Here is a 21,930-nt window from a genome sequence, read left to right on the forward strand (position 1 = left end):
TCTGCCGAGAGTCATATTGAAAAAAGGGATTAAAAGAAGGATTTTCAATGGGCATCCCTGGATTTATGACAACGAAATCAGCATATTCCCGGAATGTGAGGATGGAGCGTTGGTTGATCTCTTTACCAGTTCAGGCCAATTCATTGGAAAGGGATATTACAACTCTCATTCAGCTATAAGAATCAGATTGCTTACAAGAAAGAATGAAAACGTTGATGAACACTTTTTTTCAAGAAAAATCATAAAGGCCTACACTTTGAGGAACAGGTTCGTTAAAACCACGGACGCATACCGCCTTGTCTTTGGTGAAGCTGACGGTCTTCCAGGGCTTATTGTCGACAAGTACTCTGATTACTTCGTTTTGCAGATCAATACACTGGGCATGTCGAAGTTCAGAGAAACTATTGTCGGGGTACTTGTAAGGCTGTTTAACCCGAAAGGTATTTATGAAAAATCAGAGGGCAACTTTTTAAAACTCGAAGGGATCAATCCTGTAAGCGAGTGGCTCCATAAGACTGGTCCCATTCTCATTCCCTTCAAAATGAACGAAATAACTTTTCTGGCAGACCTCAGAGGACAGAAAACAGGATTTTTCCTCGACCAGCGTTATAATGCGAAACTTCTATCGAACTACGCGCATGGTAGAAGGGTACTCGATGTTTTTTCATACACAGGGAACTTTGCTATACATATGCTGAAAGCGGGTGCGAATAGTGCAACACTGGTGGACCAATCTAAACGAGCTCTGGAGGTAGCCAGGGAGGTGGCACGAATAAATGGCATAGCGGACAGAGTTGAGGTTTTTGAGGGTAACGCCTTCGATTTTCTTAGGGCTGTAAAGCCCGGGGATTACGATATGATCATTGTCGACCCTCCGGCTCTTGTGAAGAACTCAAGAGCCACAGAAAAGGCCCTTAATGCTTATAAAGAACTAAATCTACGGGCCATCAAAAATTTGAAAGAAGGCGTATTGGCTACCTCCTCTTGCACGCAAGCAATAAAAGAAGAAGAATGGGAGAGAACGATCTATGAAGCTTTCATAGATAACAAAAAGCTGGGTTTACAACTTTTTGCTGGGAGCCAGCCTGCTGACCACCCCGTCTCTTCGGCAATATACGAAACAAAGTATCTGAAGTTCCGTGCATTCACCGTGCATAAAATTGCTGACATTTGATTTTAACAGGTGAAAATGATGTATAATTCACATATGATAAGTGTGTTAATTAATTGGAGGTAGGTAGCTATGGCCAAGGTTTATGTTGTCACTTCCGGGAAAGGTGGCGTGGGTAAGACCACGATCACTGCAAACATTGGGTGTGCTCTAGCTTCTAGAGGCGAGAAGGTATGTCTAATCGATGCTGACATTGGTCTGAAAAACCTGGACATTACCCTGGGTCTGGAAAATCGTATTGTTCATACTATCCTTGACGTAGTAAATAAAAAGGTGAGTGCCTCTGAAGCCCTTGTAAGGCATAAACAGCTGAAGGGATTGTTTCTGCTTGCAGCATCACAAATAGCTACAAAAGAGATGCTTTCCCCAGAGGATATGAAGAGAATAGTGGGAGAACTTTATGGTAAGTTCGATTATATTCTCATCGACTCACCAGCCGGTATTGAACGGGGTTTCAGAAATGCAATCGCTTCAGCAGAAAAAGCAATTGTTGTTACAACGCCAGAACTCCCGGCGATAACCGATGCGGACAGGGTTATTGGTCTCCTCGAAAATGCGGGAATGGGTGAAGAGAACATCAGGCTCGTCATCAACAGGTTCAAGATTCAGATGGTCAAACGTGGTGATATGCTTACAAAGGAAGATATTCAGGAAAACCTTTCTATCGACCTGCTGGGTATCATTCCAGACAGTGAAGAAGTGATAGTGGCAACTAATAAAGGGATTCCCGTCGTTTTGAACGGTAATCAGGGTCACGGTATTGCCAGAGTGTTTGAAAACATCGCCCTCCGCTTAAAGGGAGAGATGATATCGGTGGAGAAAGATCTCCAGACAGAAGCCGGTAAAGGGATTATTGAATTTTTCAAAAAACTCTTTAGCCGGAATTGAAAAGGAGTTGAGAGCATGTTCTTCGGTTTCTTCAGAAGAAAGAAAAAAGATCACGGAAGTAGAAAAGAGGCTAAAGATAGATTACAGGCCATAGTTGCCGGCCGTAGACACTCAGTTCCCGTGCGGGAAGTCATACCCGCTGAGGTCTTCAAAAATTCCGAGCAGGACGTTGTAAGACAAATCAAGAGTTATGTTGCTGAAAGATTCATGGTGAACGAAGAAAATGTAAGGGTTCAATTCGAAGAGCACAACGGCTATGTGGTAATCATTACCAACGTAGTCTTTCATTGAAGCACCATTCGGAGGTAAAGGATGTACAGAGAATATCAAATAAATACCCACTCAAGGGTAGAGTTTATTGATATAACTCCTCAGCTTGAAAATGCGGTGCGTGAATCAAAAATAAAAGATGGGTTAGTGTTTGTCTACATACCTCATACAACAGCTGCAGTAACGATAAACGAGCACGCTGATCCCAGTGTAGTATCGGATATCATTAAACACCTGAAAAACCTTGTACCGGAAAATGCCGAGTACAGCCACTTCGAAGGAAATTCTGATGCCCATATAAAAGCTTCATTGATAGGTACTTCTGTGCAAGTCCCCCTGCAAGGCGGGCGTCTCATGCTAGGAACATGGCAGGGTGTATTTTTCTGTGAATTCGACGGCCCAAGAAGAAGGAGATTTTCCGTTACGATAATATCTTGCTGAAATAACTGGAGGTACACGTTTCATATGCAAAAGGATAAATGGCTCTACTCCATTCTTGTTACGGGGAGTTTCTTTTTTACACTCAGAGGCCTAACATGGGATATGGGTTTGCCGAAATTCTATTTTGCATCCGTGATACTGGCTATTATCTTCATCTATGTGGCCTTGCACATCCTGCGTGAAAGAAAGGAAATAAATAGTACCATTTACTTTTTGCCTCCAATCTTATTCGGACTCTACGCCGTCATTTCAACTTTCTTCATTGACACACCCAAAGTAATCTTTTCATCTCTTGGATTCGCTATAAATCTTCTGGTCTTCATCATGTTTTCACTTATTTTCTCCAAAAAAAAGACGGATTTTATACTCTGGGTTTTACAATATATTGTACTTATGGGAATGATAATCGCGGTGGATTCTCTCATTGCCTTTTATTCAGGACATTCTATATTATGGGGAAACGAATTTGGGAACTCATTGAACCGTGGAAATATCTCTTCGTTGATTGGAAATGTGAACTTTACCACCGATCTCATGGGTCTTCTCATTCCTTTCACTATATATCTCGCAATTTCAAAAAAGAGAATCTGGAAAATGGATTTGGTTAGAAAGATTTTCTATACAATCGTTTTTACGCTGCTTTTAAGTGTAGTCATGGCCGGTCAAACTAGAGGTGTATATCTTGCCCTGATAGGTGCTCTAATTTTAAGTGGTATTGGAGTTTTACTGGCGAGGCTAAAAGGAACCAGCGTGTTGAAGTCAATAAACATTCCCATGCTCATTGCTTTGATTATGATCTCATTTTCAATAATTTATGGCTATTCCACAGATTCCTTTCTCACCCGAGGAAGCTTCGATGTCTCCGAAAGGCTTACCTACATATCAGAAGATAGGACTTCTATCGATGTCAGGATGCTACAGTGGAAAGCTGCGATCAAGCAATGGAATAGCGCAAAGCTCACCGGAACAGGTTTTGGTACTTACAAGTTCTATTCCACAGAAAATATGGGCAGGGTTGTATCAGATGAGCCGAAATATATGTATGTCAACGGTTTATTAAGCATAAGGACTCACAATGAATTCCTTCAGATGCTAGCAGAAACGGGCATCGTGGGTGTATCATTGATACTTCTGTCTCTGATAGGTTTTGTGTGGTACTTTTTCAAGAACATCCTGACCCAGCGTGATACTGAAAAGCTCCTACTCTTTCTGGCTGCCACCGCTTCTTTCACAGTCATAACACTGCACAGTGTCGTTTCTTTTCCTGGCCACCTCATGCCCAATGCTTTGATCGCGGTCATTGTGGCCGGAGTAGCTCTATCTGAAGAACTGAGGGGATTCAGGGCGTTTCGGATAGAGTTGAACGGTAGATTTGTCAGATCCGTTATTGCGTTCCTGCTGATAGTCATTTCTTTAACAGGTACTGTTTTGATGTCCAGAAACTATTTTTCAGAAGCTTACTTTACAAAGGGATACATAGCGAAACTAAATTTCGACTCTGCAAATTTAGCTATACCCGACCTCAAAAACACGATAAACATGATAAGGTCCGAGCTCTCCAGTCTGGAGAGTTTTGAAGGAGAATTCAGTTATCTGGCAACGGATACATATATCAACACTTATCTACAAAATTTTAAGGATAGATTCCCTCGTGCACCTGAAGAGCTGCTTGTCAGTGAACTGTATAAAAGGCGAAAAAATACTGTGGACATGATCGAAGAGAAATTGAAGAATAAATTGAAATCCATGGCCGACACATTGATGAATGCTAGAAATGCCAGTAATGAAAACTTTTATGACGCACTGTACTCTTTAGATTCCGCCCTTACCTTCGAAGACCATTCCGGGATGCCAAAGACATATCTCGCATTGTTGATGTCTTCTGAAGCTTGGATGGAGGATCTGAATCTGAAGCTTTTCAATCTCACTGATCCTATGGGACAGCTCGAAAAGTTTTTTTCCGGTATCAACGGTTACAATGAAAAGATCGCGATTGTCAAGCCTAGAGCTTTCATAGTTCCCCTCCTACTGAAGGGGAATAGACACCTCCCATTGAAAGAACTGCCTGATTTGATTAAACATGCGACGGAAGAAGCTTCTCTTACCAATATTCTTAAAGAACTGGATATGCCACTCTTATTCAGCTATCAATCAATTTTCGATTCAATAGACATGGGTATAGCAGCTCTTCAGATAACCCCGGATATCATGGTAATACGCTTCTTGGCCAATCAGTTCTTCAGGGCCTTTTCAGAATCTAGCGTTGTTGCGAAAGAGCTGAGAAAGCTGGAAAAGTATCTTGGAGCTGATTCAACTGAAAGCCTGAAAGAGCTTGAACAAAAGATTCTCAACATTCCGGATGAGTACAGATTGGAATTTGAATATCTATATGATAAAGCCATTGAATTGAATCCGGGAGGATGGAATATCCACCCAGACTGGGAAAACATATATAGTGACTACATTGAACAGCTCATGCTTACCTACGGCGATGAAGCTATCAAAAAATGCCTTGAAATCGCAGAAAAAGAAGTTTTCGCCTGTAAGATTATGAAAAATACGCACTGGGGAATACCCGATAGAAGTTTCGAGATGTTGTTTCAATTCTCAGAAATATCTGATAATGGAGTTTTGAAGGAAGAAATTATGAGAATATATGAACCTGCTTATCAATGGAATAAAGAACAGTTGGAGACTTTCTACAATGAGAGGATTGAACCGCTGGAAAAAGATGATGAAAACAGGCAACGTTATTTGAATGTTCTGGAACGCATGAAGAAGTTCACAAAAACTTACGAAAGCAAAAAATAAGCGGGGAACAATCCCCGCAATATTTTGTTGCTTCTTCCTTTACAGTATTATTCCTCCACCTTTGTTCGGCTCTTTAGGTTCGAGTCGTTTCACGAAATCCGCCGGTGCCACATCGATGACCTTACTTTCCTGTTCCTTAAGGACTTCCTCCATCTTCTTCCTGTATTCGTCCATCTTAGCCCTTATATCTTCTACATCACCAACAAACCATTTGTAAATGCTATCGGTCAGGTTTTCAACAGTTGATTGTATTTCTCTGTTATCTTCGATGAGGCCAGCCTTTCTGGAGACTTCCAGTTCTTCCTTCACAGCCTCTTCGATTTTCTCCTTATTCATTTCTCCAAGGCTCCCCAGCAGACGTAGGAGTATGTTGTTTCGAAGACGTAAATCGTCAAGGGCGGCTTCTAGTGCTTCGACCTTGCCCATCAGCACAGATAAAACCTGATCAAGAGATATCTGCATCTTTTCACTTCCCTTCGTTTATCTCATTCAGTCGCCATCTAAGGGACCGTATGACGTACACACTCTCAATAATGGATACCAAAATGGGTATACCTAACCCGAGTATTACTGCCATCGGACCATCAAATAGTGCTTTCAACAAAGATGTATTGGACACCGGGATGAAGCGGGTATACAGAAATGCCATCAAAACAATAATATTCCCGATCGCTGTCACAAAGGTTAAGATTTCGAGAATTAATGTCGATTTAATCCCAAGCCTCCTTTTATGTACCCCGGATCGATAAGCACCAGAAGCTAAGTAAAACCTCGCTCCCAATAAAGCTGAAATGAAGAAGGTCATAAATCCACCGGGAAAAGACAGCAGTAGTATTGGGCTAACGCGAAGGTACAACACGTTCATGATGACTGAAACAAGGAAGAGTACCGTATAAATGCTAGCTATGAGAACGCCTTTCAAAAGAACAGAATGCTCGATTTTTAAAGGCAAAAAACCCGGTAATGGCCAGGCCATGAATTCTGACGAAAGTGAAAGAACCATCATCTGTGATGCATAGAACGCCGAAATCATCACCATTACAAGTGTTGAACTGTACATCTCTCTGGTCGTAAATACCATTATCAATGAGAACAACAAGGGATAGAGGAAGAAAAAGAAAGACTGTTCACCGCGTAGAAGCAGCAGGAACTCCTTCTTCAGAAGACTAATTTTCTCTTCACCATGGGACCTTACCCTTCTCCCATCAACTGATTTTAGCTCAAAAACAGTTTTATCAGCGATTCTATATGCCATCCGGAAGATCCATATGCTAAAAAAGACCAGAAGCAACCACTCTATACCTCCACCAACTGCGGCTTTTGCTACCCAGTAAGAAGGAAGATATTTCTTTGTAACGTTTTCAGTTATCGTAGCAATTCTGTCGGGTCTAAAATAACCATTTGGAGTGAAAAAACTGAAAAGAGCTAAGAATATTCCAGCATTCAGTAGTACCAGTATCCCGTTGAACCTCCTGGCGAAAGTCCGGGAAGCACTGGAAAAAAAGAAGCTCGAAACGAACAGAGCAATTGTAAGCATCAGGCAAAACCCTATCAATGCCGCTAGAACAGCTGTAATGGCGAATACAGGGCCACGTGAGAGTCCAAATGCGAAGGCTATCGGTAGATATATCGAAAAGCTCATGAACGTACCCGCAAACGCATCAAAGGCTTTGTAAATAAAAATGGTGCCCCTTTTCACTGGCAGTTGTAGCAAAAAGCTCATTTCTTCATAATCACTCAGGGTATATATGAGGTAAGGCACAAAATTTACGAAGCCGAGGATAAGCATCACAAGGCTGATAAACGAAAAATAAGCCTCCGAAATGCTCAGGCCACCTATTTGTGGAAGCTCAAGATATTCCTCAAAGTGTCTTAATTCATTGAAGGTTCGATAAGCCCCTGGAAAGATAACAATTCCAAAGACAAACAAAAGGACAAAGAACCGAATTCCGGGCAGAAAGAAATGTGCATGCATTTTCTTTGATATGGCGGAGTTCTTCAAGCGGTATTTTAACAAGACAACAAACTCTCTCATGATATCACGCCCGCTATTCGCCGAGTTGATCAATTATATCCTTGAACTCGTTTCCGCCAGTGAGTTCGAGGAAAAGATCTTCCAGACTCTCGTACTTCGCCTCGGAAAGTTCTTTCAGCTCTTCAAGCGTGCCTTCTGCCACGAGCATTCCCTCGTTTATGATGCCTATTCTGTCGCACATCTTTTCGGCAATTTCGAGGACGTGTGTGGTCATGAAAATAGCAGCGCCATTATCAGCCATCTTTCTCAACCAGAGTTTCAGGATCTTGGCGCTTCGGGCATCGAGTCCCATAGTGGGTTCATCAAGAAAGACCACCTTCGGTTGCCTCATGAGCACCGTCGCAAGCATGAGTTTCTGTTTCATACCATGGGAATAGTCTCCAATGAACTTTTCAAGATAGTCTATTCCGAATGCTTTGCAGATATCCTCAAGCCTTTTCTCAGTTTCTTCTCTGGGGCTTTTATAGATCTCCATGATGAAATGTGCAAATTCATGCCCCCTCAGATTATCGTACATCCTGGGTTCATCGGGTACGACTCCTATTTGCCTTTTGATTTCGATTTCATTTTTCCTTATGTTCATTCCGAGTATCTTTATCGTTCCTTCTGTGGGTTTTAGAATTCCCGTTAACATCTTTATGGTGGTGGTTTTTCCCGCACCGTTCGGTCCCAGAAAGCCGTAAATTTCTCCAGGTTTCACATGTATGTGAATACGGTTCACCGCCATGAGGTCTCCAAACTTCTTTGTCAATTGTTCAGCATAAATCATATCCCGCCTCCATCACTCCACGTACTCTGCTGGTACCGCATCGAAGAAGGTTGCTATCTTGGGATTGAAACTCAATTTAATAGTGCCAATAGGTCCGTTCCTCTGTTTCCCGATGATGACCTCCGCTTCATGAGGAGTATCGGAGACTTCAGATTTGTCCCTATAATAGTCTTCTCGATAGAGGAACATCACCATGTCTGCATCCTGTTCAATGGCCCCAGACTCACGTAAATCACTCAGTCGGGGGCGCTTATTCTCTCTTTGTTCCACAGCGCGTGAGAGCTGTGAGAGGGCAACGACAGCTACATTAAGCTCTCTGGCAAGTAATTTAAGGGAGCGGGAAATTTCTGAAATTTCCTGCTGCCTATTGTCAGTCCGACCTTTCAAATGCATTAACTGAAGGTAATCGACGAAAATCACCTTTATATCGTGTTCAGCTTTTATTCGCCTCGCTTTTGCCCTGAGAGTGCGGGGATCGAGGGAGGCTTCATCGTCCACGATGATCCTAGATCTGTAAAGTACATCGGCCGCTGAAGTGAGCCTTTCCCACTCTTTATCATTTAAAAAGCCCGTCCTTACCTTACTCAGATCCACTCTGGCCTGTGAACAGAGCAACCTCTGTGCAAGCTGTTCCTTTGTCATCTCTAGGCAGAAAAAGGCGATTGGTGTATCGTTCCTGACTGCCATATTCCTGGCAATATTGAGTGCAAAGGCTGTCTTTCCCATCGAAGGTCTTGCAGCTACGATAATGAGATCGGAAGTGTGGAAGCCGGTTGTGATTTTATCAAGTTGTCTAAACCCTGTCGGTATACCAGTAACGAAGCCACCAGCCTCGATAGTCCCGGCTCGATCTTTGAGGTTCTCGAGATTTTCAAAGACCTTGTGCATGACACTCCCGAGATCTTCATAAGTCCTTGTGGTCTGACTTTCAGTTATTTTAAATATGAGACTCTCTGCTTCATCGAGAACGCGATCGGTATCATCTGTTCCATATGCGCTTTCCACAATTTTGCTACTCGCATTAATGAGCGACCTCAGGAGGGATTTTTCTTTTACGGTCTTCGCATAGAAATCGGCATTGGCAGAAGTTGGCACTGCATCGGCAAGGCGCGCTATTTCAACCTCACTACCTATTTCCTCAAGAGTCCCCATTGAGCGCATTCTGTCAGTTATAGAGACGATATCAACGGGATATCCCTCGTCAAAGAGCTTTTCGATAGCTGAAAAGATCAACTTATGTTTTCTAAGGTAAAAGTCCTCACTATCGAGTATTTCCATAACATCGATCAGTACATCAGGATCGATCAATATACTGCCTATCACAGCTTCCTCAGCTTCTATGCTGTGAGGTGGTACCCTAAGTTTCATGCGATCGCTCCCTTTCCACCCAGCGTTCTACCTCTTCAACGATCTCTCCAGGATTCCCCTTATAAACGATCTGTCCCTTTGTGGGACCGCAACCACCCTGTATTTCAAAACGTTTCTTGAGATGTGTGTAAAGCACTTTGAGGTCAAATCCTCTCGCTGCCAGGATTAATCTGTTCCTCCCTGCTTTTCCCACAAATACATAACTTTCTTTTTCAATGAGTCCCGGTATTGCGTTCACAATTTCCAGCTCGTCTTCATAGAATAACACCGTTCTTCTTAAAGAAAGAAGATTTTTCGCTATAATTTTCGCGAGCCGTTCCGTGTATTTTCTGCTAATCGATTTCAATGCCTTAAAATTGTTCAGAAGTGTTTTGACCCTCTCCGGGATTTCTTCAATCCCACATGTGAGCTCCTTTATCAGCTTTTCTATGATCTCATGTTCTGTTTGAAATAGCCTTATCGCTCTCACACCCGCAACGAAGTACAAACGCGTGAGGTTGCCTTTGACCTTTTCTGTTTTTACGATCTTGAACAATCCAATTTCGAGCGTATTCTTAACGTGCAGACCTCCGCAAGGGTTTTTATCGATTTCACCAATGGAAACCACCCTGATTTTATCCTGTGAAAATATCTTATCTTTGAGTTCATCCCGCATCCTGAGATTGAGTTTCTTGAACTCCTCCGGGCTGTAAAAATCTATGTTCACCACGTGCATCGCTTTGATTTCTGTGTTAACTGTGTTCTCAATGAGTGTCTTTTGATATTCTGTGAAAAGATCAAGGGTGATGTCTATTGTGGAAAAGTTTTCACCCATTTGAAAACCAACAGTTTTCACATCGAGTTCTCTTTCAAGGATTGCAGAAAGAAGATGTTGTGCTGTGTGCTGTTGAGCGATTTCAAATCGCCTTTCTTTGTCGATGTCTATGTTGATTACTTTCCCCTCTTCGATGCCTTCCATCGTCTTTAAAACGAGACAGAATTCACCTTTTTCCCGGTCAACTGCTAATATCTGATTACCTTCAGCTGTACCCCTGTCTCCAAGCTGTCCCCCTTCACCATCAACATACAACTTTTCGGGAGCAAGAGGTTCGATTATCAATCTATATTTTCCATCATCGTTGATTTTAAGGCTCAGTACCTTTGCGTTCATTTTTACCTCCTTTTAGGAATGACTTGATATTTTATACCTTTCTGTGTAATAATTATACAGTAAGAGAATGACAACAATATAAAAAATCCTGTTGAGGTGATATCATTGTCAGATAAGCCTATCCTCTCTGTGAAAAACATGTGCACTTACTTTGACATGGCTGAAGGCACAGTGAAAGCCGTTCAGGATGTTTCTTTTGATCTGTGGCAGGACGAAGTCCTGGGAATTGTGGGTGAAACAGGTTCCGGAAAAAGCGTTACGGTCAAGAGCATCGCCGGGTTAATCGATAAACCCGGTTATATTGCAAAAGGAGAGATTCTGTTTTACACTGACGAATTTTCTTCCAATGGTCAACCTGAGTACATCGATCTTGCGAAGCTTCCAAAAGAACAGTATTCGAGAATTCGCGGAAAACACATCGGAATGATTTTTCAAGACCCGATGACATCGCTTGATCCAATGTATACCATAGGTGACCAGATGATAGAAACCATTGTACATCACGAAGGTGTCTCCGAAGAAGAGGCTGAAGAGAGGGCAATCAGATTACTGGAACAGGTTGGGATTCCAAAGCCTAAGGAACGCCTTAACGATTATCCCTTCCAGCTGTCTGGCGGGCAAAGGCAAAGGGTGGTAATTGCAATAGCTCTTTCCTGCAATCCAGAGGTTTTGATAGCCGATGAACCTTCTACCGCGCTTGATGTCACTGTTCAGGCACAGATATTGGAGCTCATGAAGGATCTTCAGAAACAGTACAGAAGTGGTTTGTTATTCATAACCCATGACCTCGCGGTCATCGCAGAAATCGCTACCAAGATACAGGTTATGTATGGAAGCTATCAAATGGAATTGGCTCCCTCTGAAGTTGTTTTTGACAATCCAATGCATCCTTATACAAACGCGTTGCTTGAGTGTATTCCTAGACTCGATGTGAAACAGGAAGAGTTGGCACCTATACCAGGACAACCTCCTATAATGTTGAACCCACCACCGTTATGTCCGTTCCTTCCAAGGTGTAAGCGGGCAGTGGATAGATGTTACAAAGAAATGCCATCTCTGGAGCAAGTTGAGGATAATCACTTCTTAAGATGTTTCAATCCTGTTGTCAACAGAGTTTCTGTTGTTAAGGAGGACGTCGGATGAGATTGTTGGAAGTCAAACACCTGAAAAAACACTTTCCTATAAGGCAGGGGTTCCTCGTTGAGAGAGTTGTCGGGTTCGTCAGAGCTGTTGACGATGTCTCCTTTAGTGTTGAACGAGGCAAGACCATAGGAATCGTTGGAGAATCCGGCTGTGGAAAGACCACAATAGGTAAAACAATCCTCAGACTTCATGAAGCAACTGATGGGGAGATAATCATAGATGGAGAAGACACGACCTTCTATTTTATGAACAAAAAGCGTGCTATTGAATATCTCAAGAAGAACTATTTCTCCTTGCCAGCTTTCTCTAACGGTGGAAAAGATCTCGAGCCTCACCAGTTGATAGTGTATGAAGCTTACAAAGAAGCTCAAGGAAATCCCTCTAAAGCACTGAGTATTCTTTACAAGAATCTCGATAAAAAGAGGAAACAATTAAGAAGGAAAACTCAGATCGTTTTTCAGGACCCCATGTCTTCCATAAACCCGAGGATGACTGTTGGGCAGATGTTGACAGAACCTCTGCTCTTTCATGGCATCGCCTCTAACATGAATGAAGCCGTAAATATGGTCAAAGATCTTTTGCTCCAAGTAGGGCTGAAATCTTATCATATAGACAGATACCCGCACCAGTTCAGCGGCGGACAACGTCAAAGGATAGCCATAGCAAGAGCCATAAGTGTTCACCCTGAGTTGGTGGTGCTAGACGAACCTACTTCAGCCCTGGATGTTTCTGTTCAAGCACAGATAGTGAAACTACTTAAAGACCTCCAGGAGAAATTGAACGCAGGTTACGTTTTCATATCACATAACCTCGCCCTTGTAAGGTTTATTTCAAACGAGATAGCTGTAATGTACCTTGGTAGAATAGTGGAGAAAGGGGATAGTGAAGAAGTATTTAATAACCCCCTTCACCCTTACACACGAGCATTACTGGCGGCGGCACCGATACCCGATCCAAAGAAAAAGAGAAATAGAAAAGATCTTGTCGGCGGACAGGTACCCAGTCCGATAAACAGACCGAAAGGTTGTTTCTTCCATCCCCGATGTAAATACAAAATGCCAATATGTGAAAAGGAATATCCGCCGATGTTCAAGGTAGCAGATAATCATTATGTTTCCTGTCATCTGTATGCAGAAAATGAGGTCTCCGAAACTTTTGAAAAAGGAGGGGAAAAGGCATGAAGAAAGTTTTACTGGTTCTCTTTGCTGTTCTTATCGCGGTGTTCGTCATCGCAGAGCCCGAATACGTTATCGAGGACTACAACGGTGTACCTGGCGGCACACTCTACCTCGGTACGACTTCCGGTCCTAAGACACTGAACCCTTATTGGGCTCAGGAAACTTCGTCCACCGACATCATCGGGTGGTACAGCGATTCTCTGTTCAATGCCGATAACAAGGGCATGCCGAACGTTCCCGCCCTCGCTTCCAAATGGTGGTTCTCCGAGGACGGAAAAACCGTGTACTTCCAAATCAGAAAAGGCCTGCAATGGTCCGATGGTGAGCCTTTCACTGTCGATGATGTCTACTTCACCTTCACGAAGGTAGCTCTCGCGGAAGGCATGACTGCCAACGGCCCCAGTGGTGCGAAGGACGCTAATGACCAGCTTCCTGTCGTAGAGATCGTTGATGACTACACCATTTCCTTCACCTGGACTGTTCCTAATGTCTGGGGTTTCAAATGGGTAGGTTACTCCGATATTCTTCCAAAACATGTCCTCGAGGAAGCCGTTGACAATGGTACGTTCTCTGAAACCTGGACCGTTGCCGACATGGACAAGATCGTAGGTATGGGTCCATTCCTGCCTGTGGAATACACCGAAGGTGTCAGGGTCATTCTCGAAAGGAACCCCTACTACTACAGATTCGATAAAAATGGCAATAGACTGCCATACCTCGACAAAATCGTTTACCTCATAGTTCCCGATCTAAACACCGAGCTCCTCAAATTCGAAGCTGGCGAAATCGACATTTACGGCCCTACAGCTGAGAATTTCCCGAGAATTGCCGAACAGGCCGAGGAAAAAGGCTGGGTAGTCGGTGTTGGTGGACCAGCTCTCGGTTCCAACTTTATCGCCTTCAACTGGGTAACAAAGGATCCTGTCAAGAGAGAATGGTTCAGAAACGAGCACTTCAGAAAGGCTTTCGTTTACATGCTCGACAGACAGTCCATTATCGATACACTGTACAATGGCCTTGGCTCACCCCTGTATGGTCCAGTCAGCCCATCTTCTGGGTTCTACAATCCTGAAGTCGAGAAGTTTGGCTACAAGTACTCCATTGTGAGGGCCAGGCTCGAGCTGAAAAAGGCTGGCTTCAGCTGGAGAGAAGATGGAACCTGTGTTGACAAAGACGGTAACCCTGTTGAATTTGAACTCACGACGAACGTCGGTAACAACGTCCGTGAAGCCATCGGTAACAAAGTTGTTGATGCTGCGAAGAAGCTCGGTATAAAGGTCAATTTCACTCCTATGCAGTTCAACTCTCTCGTACAGAAGCTTCTCGGTCCCGATTACGAAGCCGTTATCATTGGTCTCACCGGTTCCGTTGACCCAGGTTCTGGCTGGAACGTCTGGAGACTAGACGGAGGTCTCCATTTCTGGAACTATTCACCTGAACTCAGACCTGACACTGTTCCCGAAGACATCTGGTGGTCGCCCGACTGGGAAAAGAGGATAGACGAAATCTTCAGGCTGCAGACCTCAGCTGTTGATCCTCAGGAAAGATACAATCTTTTCGCCGAATTCCAGATGATCTGTGCTGAACATCAGCCACTTATCTACACGATGAATCAGAACTATCTCTATGCCCACAAAAAGATCATTCATCTAGCCAATCCCGAACCCAATCCAGCGGCTGGAACACTCTGGAAGGGTTATGCTATCTGGAAAGAAGCAGAATGATAAGGGGTTAAACCTCTTTTCGCGGGAGGGTATACCCCTCCCGCTTTAAATATATATGTTCTGAGGAGGGAAGAAGGTGCTCAAATACATACTTAGGCGTCTCATTTTAGCGGTACCTGTTTTGCTTGGAGTTTCAGTATTATCGTTCTTTATAATCTCTCTCGCTCCGGGTGATTTTCTTGATTATTACAGGTTGAATCCTTCAATCAGTGCCGAACAAGTTCATACTCTCGAAAAACAATTTGGCTTCGATAAACCATTCGTGGTACAGTATTTCAAATGGCTCGGTCAAGTGCTGAAAGGGAACTTCGGCTACTCTTTCGTGTACCACATACCGGTGTTCGATCTGGTCTGGAGAAGGCTTGGTGCGACATTGCTTTTGAGTATCAGTACCATGATATTCACTTGGGGAATCGCGATACCTCTGGGTATATATTCAGCACTACATCAGTATTCAATTAGCGATCAGGCTTTTTCGTTTTTCGCATTCATAGGTATTTCTATTCCTAACTTCTTCTTTGCACTACTATGGCTCTTCATGGCTGCAAAGACAGGCTGGTTCCCTATCGGCGGTATAATTTCTTTGAACTACGACGACCTCTCTTTCTGGGGAAAGATTGGCGACTATTTATGGCACGTCGTGGGACCGGTCATTACCCTCGGAACATCAGGTCTGGCAGGTTTAATGAGACAAATGCGCGGACAATTGCTCGACCAGTTAAGACAGGACTACGTGCTCTTTGCGAGAGCTAAAGGAATGCCTGAAAAGAACGTTATATACAAACATGCCCTGAGAAATGCGATCAACCCGATAGTCACAATGTTCGGATATTCCCTGTCCGGGTTGCTCGGTGGTGCTGTTCTTACAGAGACAGTTTTTGGATGGCCAGGCATGGGAAGACTTGTGATCGAGGCTCTCACTTCTCAAGACCTCTTTCTTGTCATGGCTACGCTCTTGTTGAGTTCATTGCTTCTCATAACAGGTAACCTCATCGCCGACATGCTGCTTGCGTGGGTAGATCCCCGTATCAGATTCAGACTTAGATAACAGGAGTGATGGCAGTGAAAGAACCCAAAAAAAATACTCAGGCACAGGAAACAAAAAAAGATGACATTTTTGAAGTTCAGTATCTGAATCGATGGCAACTTGTATGGCGTGCTCTTAAAAAGCACAAGCTGGGACTATTCTCCCTTTGGGTGCTTATAATAATGTACCTCATAGCTCTCTTTGCGGATTTCCTGGCACCCCACGATCCGTATGAACAGGTCCAGAACCTTTCCTATGCGCCTCCATCTAACATTCACTGGATAGACGAAGATGGAAAGTTAACGAGACCATACGTCTATCCGATGGTTCTCGAAAGAGACCCTGCGAGTTTCAGGACGACATTCGCAGAGGGCTTTTCATTGAGCTCTATTACCGCACGGGACGAGGCTACTGGTGAAATAAAGACTTTCACTATTGGAGAAAATAATGTAAGAGACATTTATATGGTAATAAAGATCACGAGATATGTCGAAGATGCCGATGGGAATCGAGCTTATCTTGGAAACCCGGAGTTCAAGACCGTGCAGACCATAAAACTAACCGATAGCTCTTTGCTTGACGAAGGCAAGGCAATAGACATCAATACAAGCAAGAATTCCCTAACAGCCCTTTCACCAACAAGATACAGGAGCCTTCAGAAGATCGGGACTCCCGTGAGAATCGTTACAGAAAAGGAATTATATAGGGTATTCGCCGTCGTTAGAGACGAAGTGAAAGAATTTATTGAAGAAGCCATGACCCTTTACAATGAAACCCTTGACGAGGTTGAAGGCGATGTCGAATTAGCAAAAGAGCTTCTCGTGGAGTTCGAGATAGATCCTGAGCTTCTCGAAGTTGTAATCACACCCAAAGTAATCTCATACGAGTCACGGAAATTCCCGTTGAAATTCTTCGTAAGATCCTGGAAATATAAACTCCTCTGGCTGATCCCTATGGATCTTCATCTTATAGGTGTCGATTCACCGGCGAGAATTTATTTCTTCGGCGCAGATAAGTTTGGAAGGGATGTCCTCTCGAGGATCCTCTTCGGCTCCAGGATTTCTATGTCCATAGGGCTGCTGGGAATTCTCATCACCTTCACTCTGGGACTCTTCATAGGTGGAGTGGCAGGTTACTACGGTGGCTGGTCTGACGAAGTCCTGATGAGGACAACTGAGATACTCATGTCCATACCTGGGTTTTACCTGTTGATATCCCTCAGAGCCATTTTGCCTACTAACATACCTCCACACTGGACATACGTTCTGATAGTTGTCATTTTGAGTTTCATTGGCTGGCCAGGTATGTCAAGGGTCATCAGAGGTATGGTACTCTCACTGAAAGAGAGAGAATTCGTGCAGGCAGCGATCGCCATGGGTTATCCCGCAAGACGGATAATTTGGCGACACATAATTCCCAATACCGCCACCTATATCATCGTTTCAGCGACACTTTCGATACCAGGTTACATTCTTGGTGAAGCTGGTCTAAGCTTTCTCGGTCTTGGTATAACCGAACCCTCGGCAAGCTGGGGATTGATGCTCAGTCAGGCCCAAAACATAAGAGCAATGACAGAAGCACCATGGTTACTTATACCGGGCATATTCATTTTCATCGTTGTGATGGCATTCAACCTCCTCGGAGATGCTGTCAGAGACGCCCTCGATCCAAGATCCCTTGGATTCTGATAAAGAGTTACTTCTTCCCTCAGGAAAGCGGCCTTATCAGGCCGCTTTGTTTTTTCTCCCCAGTTGAAGAATAACGGCGGGTAGTAAAATGAACGCTGTCAAAACAAATGCCCCGACAATGTTTCCTATCCAGCCAATTTTCCCCGAAGAGTCCAGTAATTCCTGCAAAGGCGCAAGCCACCAATTCAGTCCATCCATCACAGTCTCTGTGCAGTAAAGTATCAAGAGAATTAGAGATAACACAAATGCGGATAGTGAGAAAAACTTATTTCGTGTTATTCCTGCGAATTGAATCAAAATGCCTGTGAAAAAGAGAAGAGCAGCCATTACGAGGGTTACCACAATTGAGCTTTCTTCTGTTCCAAAGAATACTGAAGCAAAAGCAGAGCCACCACTGAAAAGGCCAAAAAAGATGCCAAAAACTATCATTGCATCGCCCAGTACCACATATACCACTCAAACCACCTCGCTAATCAAGAGCACCTTTCATAAGTATACAGCGGCTATGATGAAATTCATCAGCTTCTTGAAGTCATTGAATTGCTCATTTACCCTTCTACCAGACGACTTCATAACACCCGGCATGAGTTTTAACGTATTCGCTGCCGCAGTGTTTACCAATTCCATTTCAATTGTATAGGACTTACCTAGTCTAACGATAGTAAATTCTTTAATATCAACTGTTGAAAGTCTCTTTACACTCAGCAATATATTTTCCTCTATTCTCTTGAACGAAGGCAATACGGCAGAATATCGTTCAATAAACTCTTTGCTCTCCACAAAGATGCATTTATAAAAGTATCCACACAAAGGTTCTTTTAAAAGTTCCAACCTAAGGCCAGAATCTCCATAGATCAGCCCGATGGGAATACCCATCGAACCGGTGTATGCAGTATTGATGAAAGTTTCATTGACTCCGATGTCATTCATAAGGCATGAATCTTAAAGCTGGAGTAGATGTGGTCCATGTTAGCACTGAGGTAGCCTATTCCTGCGTGGTAGCCAAAAAAACACAATCGTATGCGCTATCTTTTGGCATCATGTACTCTACCCTCAGCGCTCTAGATACCAGCTCAATTCTCTCGTCCATCTCAGCGATAGCTGGAGAGATGTTATCAGCACTCGCGTGGCACCAGCGATTGTGAGTTTCTCAAGTCTCGAGCTACATTCTCCCAATAGAGCTTCTATGAATATTTTCAATTGCTGCTAGCGGCATTCTTTACAGTACTCAATGGAACGCTTATTTGCTGCTCCCAGTTTGTTATTCCCCCATAGTCCTTTCATATCGACAGATACATAGATGTTCATTTCCCCTCACCCCAAAAACAAAACCCCGGCATATGCCGGGGTTATGAGATATCCTTATATAATCAGAATTCCTGGTAGTAGTAAATGTTGAGATACCAACCAGAAACGTTGAGGAAGTCGAGACCAAAGTCAACACTGAGCAAATCATAGAGTGTGGTTGCGACAGTCAAACCAGCCGCCGTATCACCAGTCAGCAGGTAGTAACCAAAGTTGAGAGCAATTGTCGGATCAGCAATGACGCCGAGTCCAAGAACTGGGGAAACGGTAAGATCGGCGGTGAAACTGACATCCTGGAAATTGGCAACGACGTCTCCATCAAGTCCATTGACCCAGTTGTTGAAGTCGCCGGAACCTGCTTTGAGTGCCAGTGTAGCAGGGCCAAAGGTCAAAGCCGCGGGTTCCAGGAGGAACTGAGCGCTCGCTGGGTAGATGTACTTAACAGTCAGAGTACCAAGGCTGTTGCTGAGAACTGCCTGGAGCCAGGCGGAGAAAGCAGCGCTAGCAATATCATAGTGGAGGTTACCACTGAGGTCAAACAGGTTAGCAAGACTGAAGTTAACACCAACGAGCTGATCATTGATATTACCGTAAGCAGCGTAGGCATCAACATCGACAGGTCCGAGTGTGTTCTTGAACCAAACATGGAGCTGGTAATCACCGGGTGTCCTATAAGCAGCCCTGAAACCAAGACCGTTGAAAATATCTTCAGAGCTGACTTCAAGTGCGGCTCCACCAAAGCTATAACCGGTAAAGGTAGCCTGAGCAGCAATCGTAAGAGGATCGACAACGAGTTTTCCAGCTACTTTGTTGTTATCCTGTGTAGCAACCCAAAGCCCGAAGTCCTTGAGTTCGAGAACAGCGGTAGGAGCCCATACACCATCATCAACATCTACAAACCACCAGAGGCTGTAATCACCAGTAAAAGCATTGCTTGCGTACCATGTTGCACCGAGGTGGTCATTGGAAAGAGCGAGACTGCTGATGCCTATTCCATTGGCATTGTGGTCGGTAACGTAGATGCTGAGGTTGGCAGGCTGATCGATATCAAAGCTTATCCATGTATCCCAGATGCCAAGTTCTGTTCTGAATCCTGCATTGTCAAAGTAAATACCCGCCTGTACCTTCCCACCACCGGAGATTGTTACCGGAACAGCAAAAAGGCCTACTGTGAGAAGAGCAACAAGGACTACTAGAAGTTTTTTCATTTACACTTACCCCCTTTGACAGAGATATTTTGGGATGATTTTACTGCTGTTTTAGAGTATATCACATTTACAAAGTACAAATCAAGCCAGGCGCCATTTGGGGGCGCCTGGAGGTATAACTTACTGCCCAAGAATTATTGCAACTGTTCCAACGGCGAGTGCTACAAAAGAAAGAATTGTTGCAAGGTTTGTCGATGTCTGGAATTTAGAAACCTTTTCATTTATTTCCGCTTTGACAGCTTCGATAGAAGCAGTAGTATCGGTTTTGAGGGTTTCAACCTCATTTTTCAAAGCCTTCACATCGTCTGCATCGGCCTTGGATTTGGTGAGTTTGTAAACATCTCTGCTGAGTTTGTTTGTGATGTTAACGATGACGTTGTAATCGTCAAGCTTTACATAGTTCTCTTCAAGATCATTTTCAATGGCTGCAACTTTCTCTTCCAGAGCCATGATGTCGAAGACGTTTGCGTCTATCTGATCAAAAGCTATTTCCATATCATCGTTCAACAGAGCGACTCCAGCATCGAGGTCGTCGATTTTCTTTGCAAGCTTACTCTCAGTTACACCAATCTTTTTGTAGAGGAATTCCATCTTTGTGGCAAGCTGGTCAGGTGTGACGAAATCCAGATTGGAAATGGTCTCATTCAGCTTGACAATCGAGCTGCTGAGCATCTTCGTTGTTATTTCAAGGTCGGTAACCCTACCTTTGAGGGCTTCTACATCAGCTGACTCAGCAAAGATGGAAAGTTTACCTTCGACATCAGACATTTTCTTTTCGAGGTCCATGATGGAATTGATATTGGAATCCACCTGGTCGTAAAGAACACCAATGCTTTCTTTAAGCTCACCAGTCGTCGATTCCAAAGAACCTTCAAGGGCCGCGATTCTTTCATCGTAAGCTTTGAGATCCGCGGCGTCTGCCTTAGTCCTGAAGAGCTTGAAGACATCCCTTGTAAGCTTGTTGACTATTGCAACAGTGGTTTCATAATCCTTTACTGTTACGTAGTTGGCGAATTCTTCTTTGATGGCATCGAGTTCTTTGAACTGCGTGCTAAGTTTGAGGATCTTCGTGTAAAGAAGGGAGAGTTTTTCATCGAGCTGATCAGAAGTAACCATCTTACCCTCAATAGCATCAATCTTTTCTTTGTAAGCAGCAAAATCAGCTTTAAACTTCGCCAGAGATTGGCCGAGGAGCTTGGTGGTAACTTCAAGGTCCGTTACTTTACCATTGAGTGCTTCGATCCCACCATCGTAAGCGTCAAGAGCCTCTTTGATGGCGTTGAGCTCACCGTAAACATCTTCACGAAGTTCCCAGACCTTCTGTTCCACGTTGTCAAGGTCAATACTTTCTACTTTTACTTCAAGGGCCCTGAACTCGGCCATGATATCGATTACGCTCTTCTTAACATCGGAAATCTCAAGTGAGAGACCCGCGACTTTCTTTGTCAGAGCGAAAACGAGCTCCTGAAGCTTGGCATCGCCAGATTCAGAATAATCGAGGAGCTTCGCGATGGCCATGGCGAGTTGGTAACGGGTGACAGCATCGTTACCCCGGTAAGTGCCATCCGGGAATCCCTGAAGTAACCCAGCAGAAGTGGCTTTCATTACGGCATCGTATGCCCAGTGGTCCTCTGGAACATCTGTGTAAGCAACGCCGAATGCAACAGCTGCGAACACTACGAGGGCCAGCAGAAAAGCAAGTTTCTTCATGAAACCTACCCCCTTTCAAAATGTTTTGCAATTATAGCCGACCG

At 43.9% G+C, this 21,930-nt stretch carries 20 protein-coding genes; 11 read left to right on the forward strand and 9 right to left on the reverse strand.

Features of this window, described 5'->3' with window-relative positions; all coding sequences use genetic code 11:
• The first annotated feature begins 16 nt into the window (after positions 1-16).
• The 5 genes from IX53_RS03290 (at position 17) to IX53_RS03310 (ending at position 5,581) form a co-directional block, all read left to right on the forward strand.
• Positions 17-1,174, forward strand: a complete 1,158-nt coding sequence (locus tag IX53_RS03290) for a class I SAM-dependent rRNA methyltransferase (protein ID WP_245612754.1) — start codon at positions 17-19, stop codon at positions 1,172-1,174.
• 69 nt (positions 1,175-1,243) lie between these two features.
• Entirely contained in the window at positions 1,244-2,059 is an 816-nt protein-coding gene (minD, locus tag IX53_RS03295) for a septum site-determining protein MinD (protein WP_047754143.1), read from the forward strand.
• A 15-nt stretch (positions 2,060-2,074) separates the two neighbouring features.
• Positions 2,075-2,350 carry a cell division topological specificity factor MinE gene (locus IX53_RS03300; RefSeq protein WP_047754144.1) on the forward strand — a complete coding sequence of 92 codons (276 nt, stop codon included), beginning with the start codon at positions 2,075-2,077 and terminating at the stop codon, positions 2,348-2,350.
• A 21-nt stretch (positions 2,351-2,371) separates the two neighbouring features.
• Positions 2,372-2,770 (forward strand): secondary thiamine-phosphate synthase enzyme YjbQ, encoded by a 399-nt coding sequence (locus IX53_RS03305; RefSeq protein WP_047754145.1) that lies wholly within the window; start codon positions 2,372-2,374, stop codon positions 2,768-2,770.
• Positions 2,771-2,794: 24 nt separating this feature from the next.
• Complete coding sequence (locus tag IX53_RS03310) at positions 2,795-5,581, forward strand: O-antigen ligase family protein (protein ID WP_047754146.1); 2,787 nt, start codon at positions 2,795-2,797, stop codon at positions 5,579-5,581.
• Positions 5,582-5,620: 39 nt separating this feature from the next.
• On the opposite strand, the gene IX53_RS03315 is transcribed toward IX53_RS03310, so the two are convergent.
• The 5 genes from IX53_RS03315 to IX53_RS03335 are packed head-to-tail and all read right to left on the reverse strand — an operon-like array spanning position 5,621 to position 10,903.
• On the reverse strand, positions 5,621-6,043 hold the full coding sequence (locus tag IX53_RS03315; protein WP_047754147.1) for a hypothetical protein: 423 nt from the start codon (positions 6,041-6,043) through the stop codon (positions 5,621-5,623).
• Between the two features lie 4 nt (positions 6,044-6,047).
• The gene (locus tag IX53_RS03320) at positions 6,048-7,616 is read right to left on the reverse strand and encodes a hypothetical protein (protein ID WP_047754148.1); all 1,569 of its coding nucleotides are present in this window, start codon (positions 7,614-7,616) and stop codon (positions 6,048-6,050) included.
• A 13-nt stretch (positions 7,617-7,629) separates the two neighbouring features.
• Positions 7,630-8,385, reverse strand: a complete 756-nt coding sequence (locus tag IX53_RS10970) for an ABC transporter ATP-binding protein (RefSeq protein WP_047754149.1) — start codon at positions 8,383-8,385, stop codon at positions 7,630-7,632.
• A 12-nt stretch (positions 8,386-8,397) separates the two neighbouring features.
• The gene (gene dnaB, locus IX53_RS10975) at positions 8,398-9,753 is read right to left on the reverse strand and encodes a replicative DNA helicase (protein ID WP_047754150.1); all 1,356 of its coding nucleotides are present in this window, start codon (positions 9,751-9,753) and stop codon (positions 8,398-8,400) included.
• Complete coding sequence (locus IX53_RS03335) at positions 9,743-10,903, reverse strand: alanyl-tRNA editing protein (protein WP_053001126.1); 1,161 nt, start codon at positions 10,901-10,903, stop codon at positions 9,743-9,745. The genes dnaB and IX53_RS03335 overlap by 11 nt, the downstream gene beginning before the upstream one ends.
• 138 nt (positions 10,904-11,041) lie before the next feature.
• On the opposite strand from IX53_RS03335, the gene IX53_RS03340 reads away from it, so the two are divergent.
• The 5 genes from IX53_RS03340 (at position 11,042) to IX53_RS03360 (ending at position 17,663) form a co-directional block, all read left to right on the forward strand.
• Positions 11,042-12,046: an ABC transporter ATP-binding protein gene (locus IX53_RS03340; RefSeq protein WP_047755400.1), complete on the forward strand. Its 1,005-nt coding sequence runs from the start codon at positions 11,042-11,044 to the stop codon at positions 12,044-12,046.
• On the forward strand, positions 12,043-13,227 hold the full coding sequence (locus IX53_RS03345; protein WP_047754151.1) for an ABC transporter ATP-binding protein: 1,185 nt from the start codon (positions 12,043-12,045) through the stop codon (positions 13,225-13,227). The genes IX53_RS03340 and IX53_RS03345 overlap by 4 nt, the downstream gene beginning before the upstream one ends.
• On the forward strand, positions 13,224-14,948 hold the full coding sequence (locus tag IX53_RS03350) for an ABC transporter substrate-binding protein (protein ID WP_047754152.1): 1,725 nt from the start codon (positions 13,224-13,226) through the stop codon (positions 14,946-14,948). Before IX53_RS03345 ends, IX53_RS03350 begins: the two co-directional genes overlap by 4 nt.
• A 76-nt stretch (positions 14,949-15,024) precedes the next feature.
• A complete protein-coding gene (locus tag IX53_RS03355; RefSeq protein ID WP_047754153.1) occupies positions 15,025-15,996 on the forward strand; it encodes an ABC transporter permease in 972 nt (323 codons plus the stop codon).
• An 8-nt stretch (positions 15,997-16,004) separates the two neighbouring features.
• Entirely contained in the window at positions 16,005-17,663 is a 1,659-nt protein-coding gene (locus tag IX53_RS03360) for an ABC transporter permease (RefSeq protein ID WP_047754154.1), read from the forward strand.
• 36 nt (positions 17,664-17,699) lie between these two features.
• On the opposite strand, the gene IX53_RS03365 is transcribed toward IX53_RS03360, so the two are convergent.
• Positions 17,700-18,119 (reverse strand): hypothetical protein, encoded by a 420-nt coding sequence (locus IX53_RS03365; RefSeq protein ID WP_047754155.1) that lies wholly within the window; start codon positions 18,117-18,119, stop codon positions 17,700-17,702.
• Positions 18,120-18,149: 30 nt separating this feature from the next.
• Positions 18,150-18,593, reverse strand: coding sequence for a M55 family metallopeptidase (locus IX53_RS10475; protein WP_053001128.1), 444 nt, complete (start codon positions 18,591-18,593; stop codon positions 18,150-18,152).
• A 5-nt stretch (positions 18,594-18,598) separates the two neighbouring features.
• Here IX53_RS10475 and IX53_RS10880 point away from each other — a divergent pair, with 5 nt between their 5' ends.
• On the forward strand, positions 18,599-18,808 hold the full coding sequence (locus IX53_RS10880) for a hypothetical protein (protein WP_156173095.1): 210 nt from the start codon (positions 18,599-18,601) through the stop codon (positions 18,806-18,808).
• A 225-nt stretch (positions 18,809-19,033) separates the two neighbouring features.
• On the opposite strand, the gene IX53_RS03375 is transcribed toward IX53_RS10880, so the two are convergent.
• Positions 19,034-20,176, reverse strand: coding sequence for a hypothetical protein (locus tag IX53_RS03375; protein WP_047754156.1), 1,143 nt, complete (start codon positions 20,174-20,176; stop codon positions 19,034-19,036).
• 120 nt (positions 20,177-20,296) lie between these two features.
• A complete protein-coding gene (locus IX53_RS03380; RefSeq protein ID WP_047754157.1) occupies positions 20,297-21,886 on the reverse strand; it encodes an S-layer homology domain-containing protein in 1,590 nt (529 codons plus the stop codon).
• Positions 21,887-21,930: the final 44 nt, after the last annotated feature.

The organism is Kosmotoga pacifica (genome assembly GCF_001027025.1).
GTDB classification, from domain to species: Bacteria; Thermotogota; Thermotogae; order Petrotogales; family Kosmotogaceae; genus Kosmotoga_B; species Kosmotoga_B pacifica.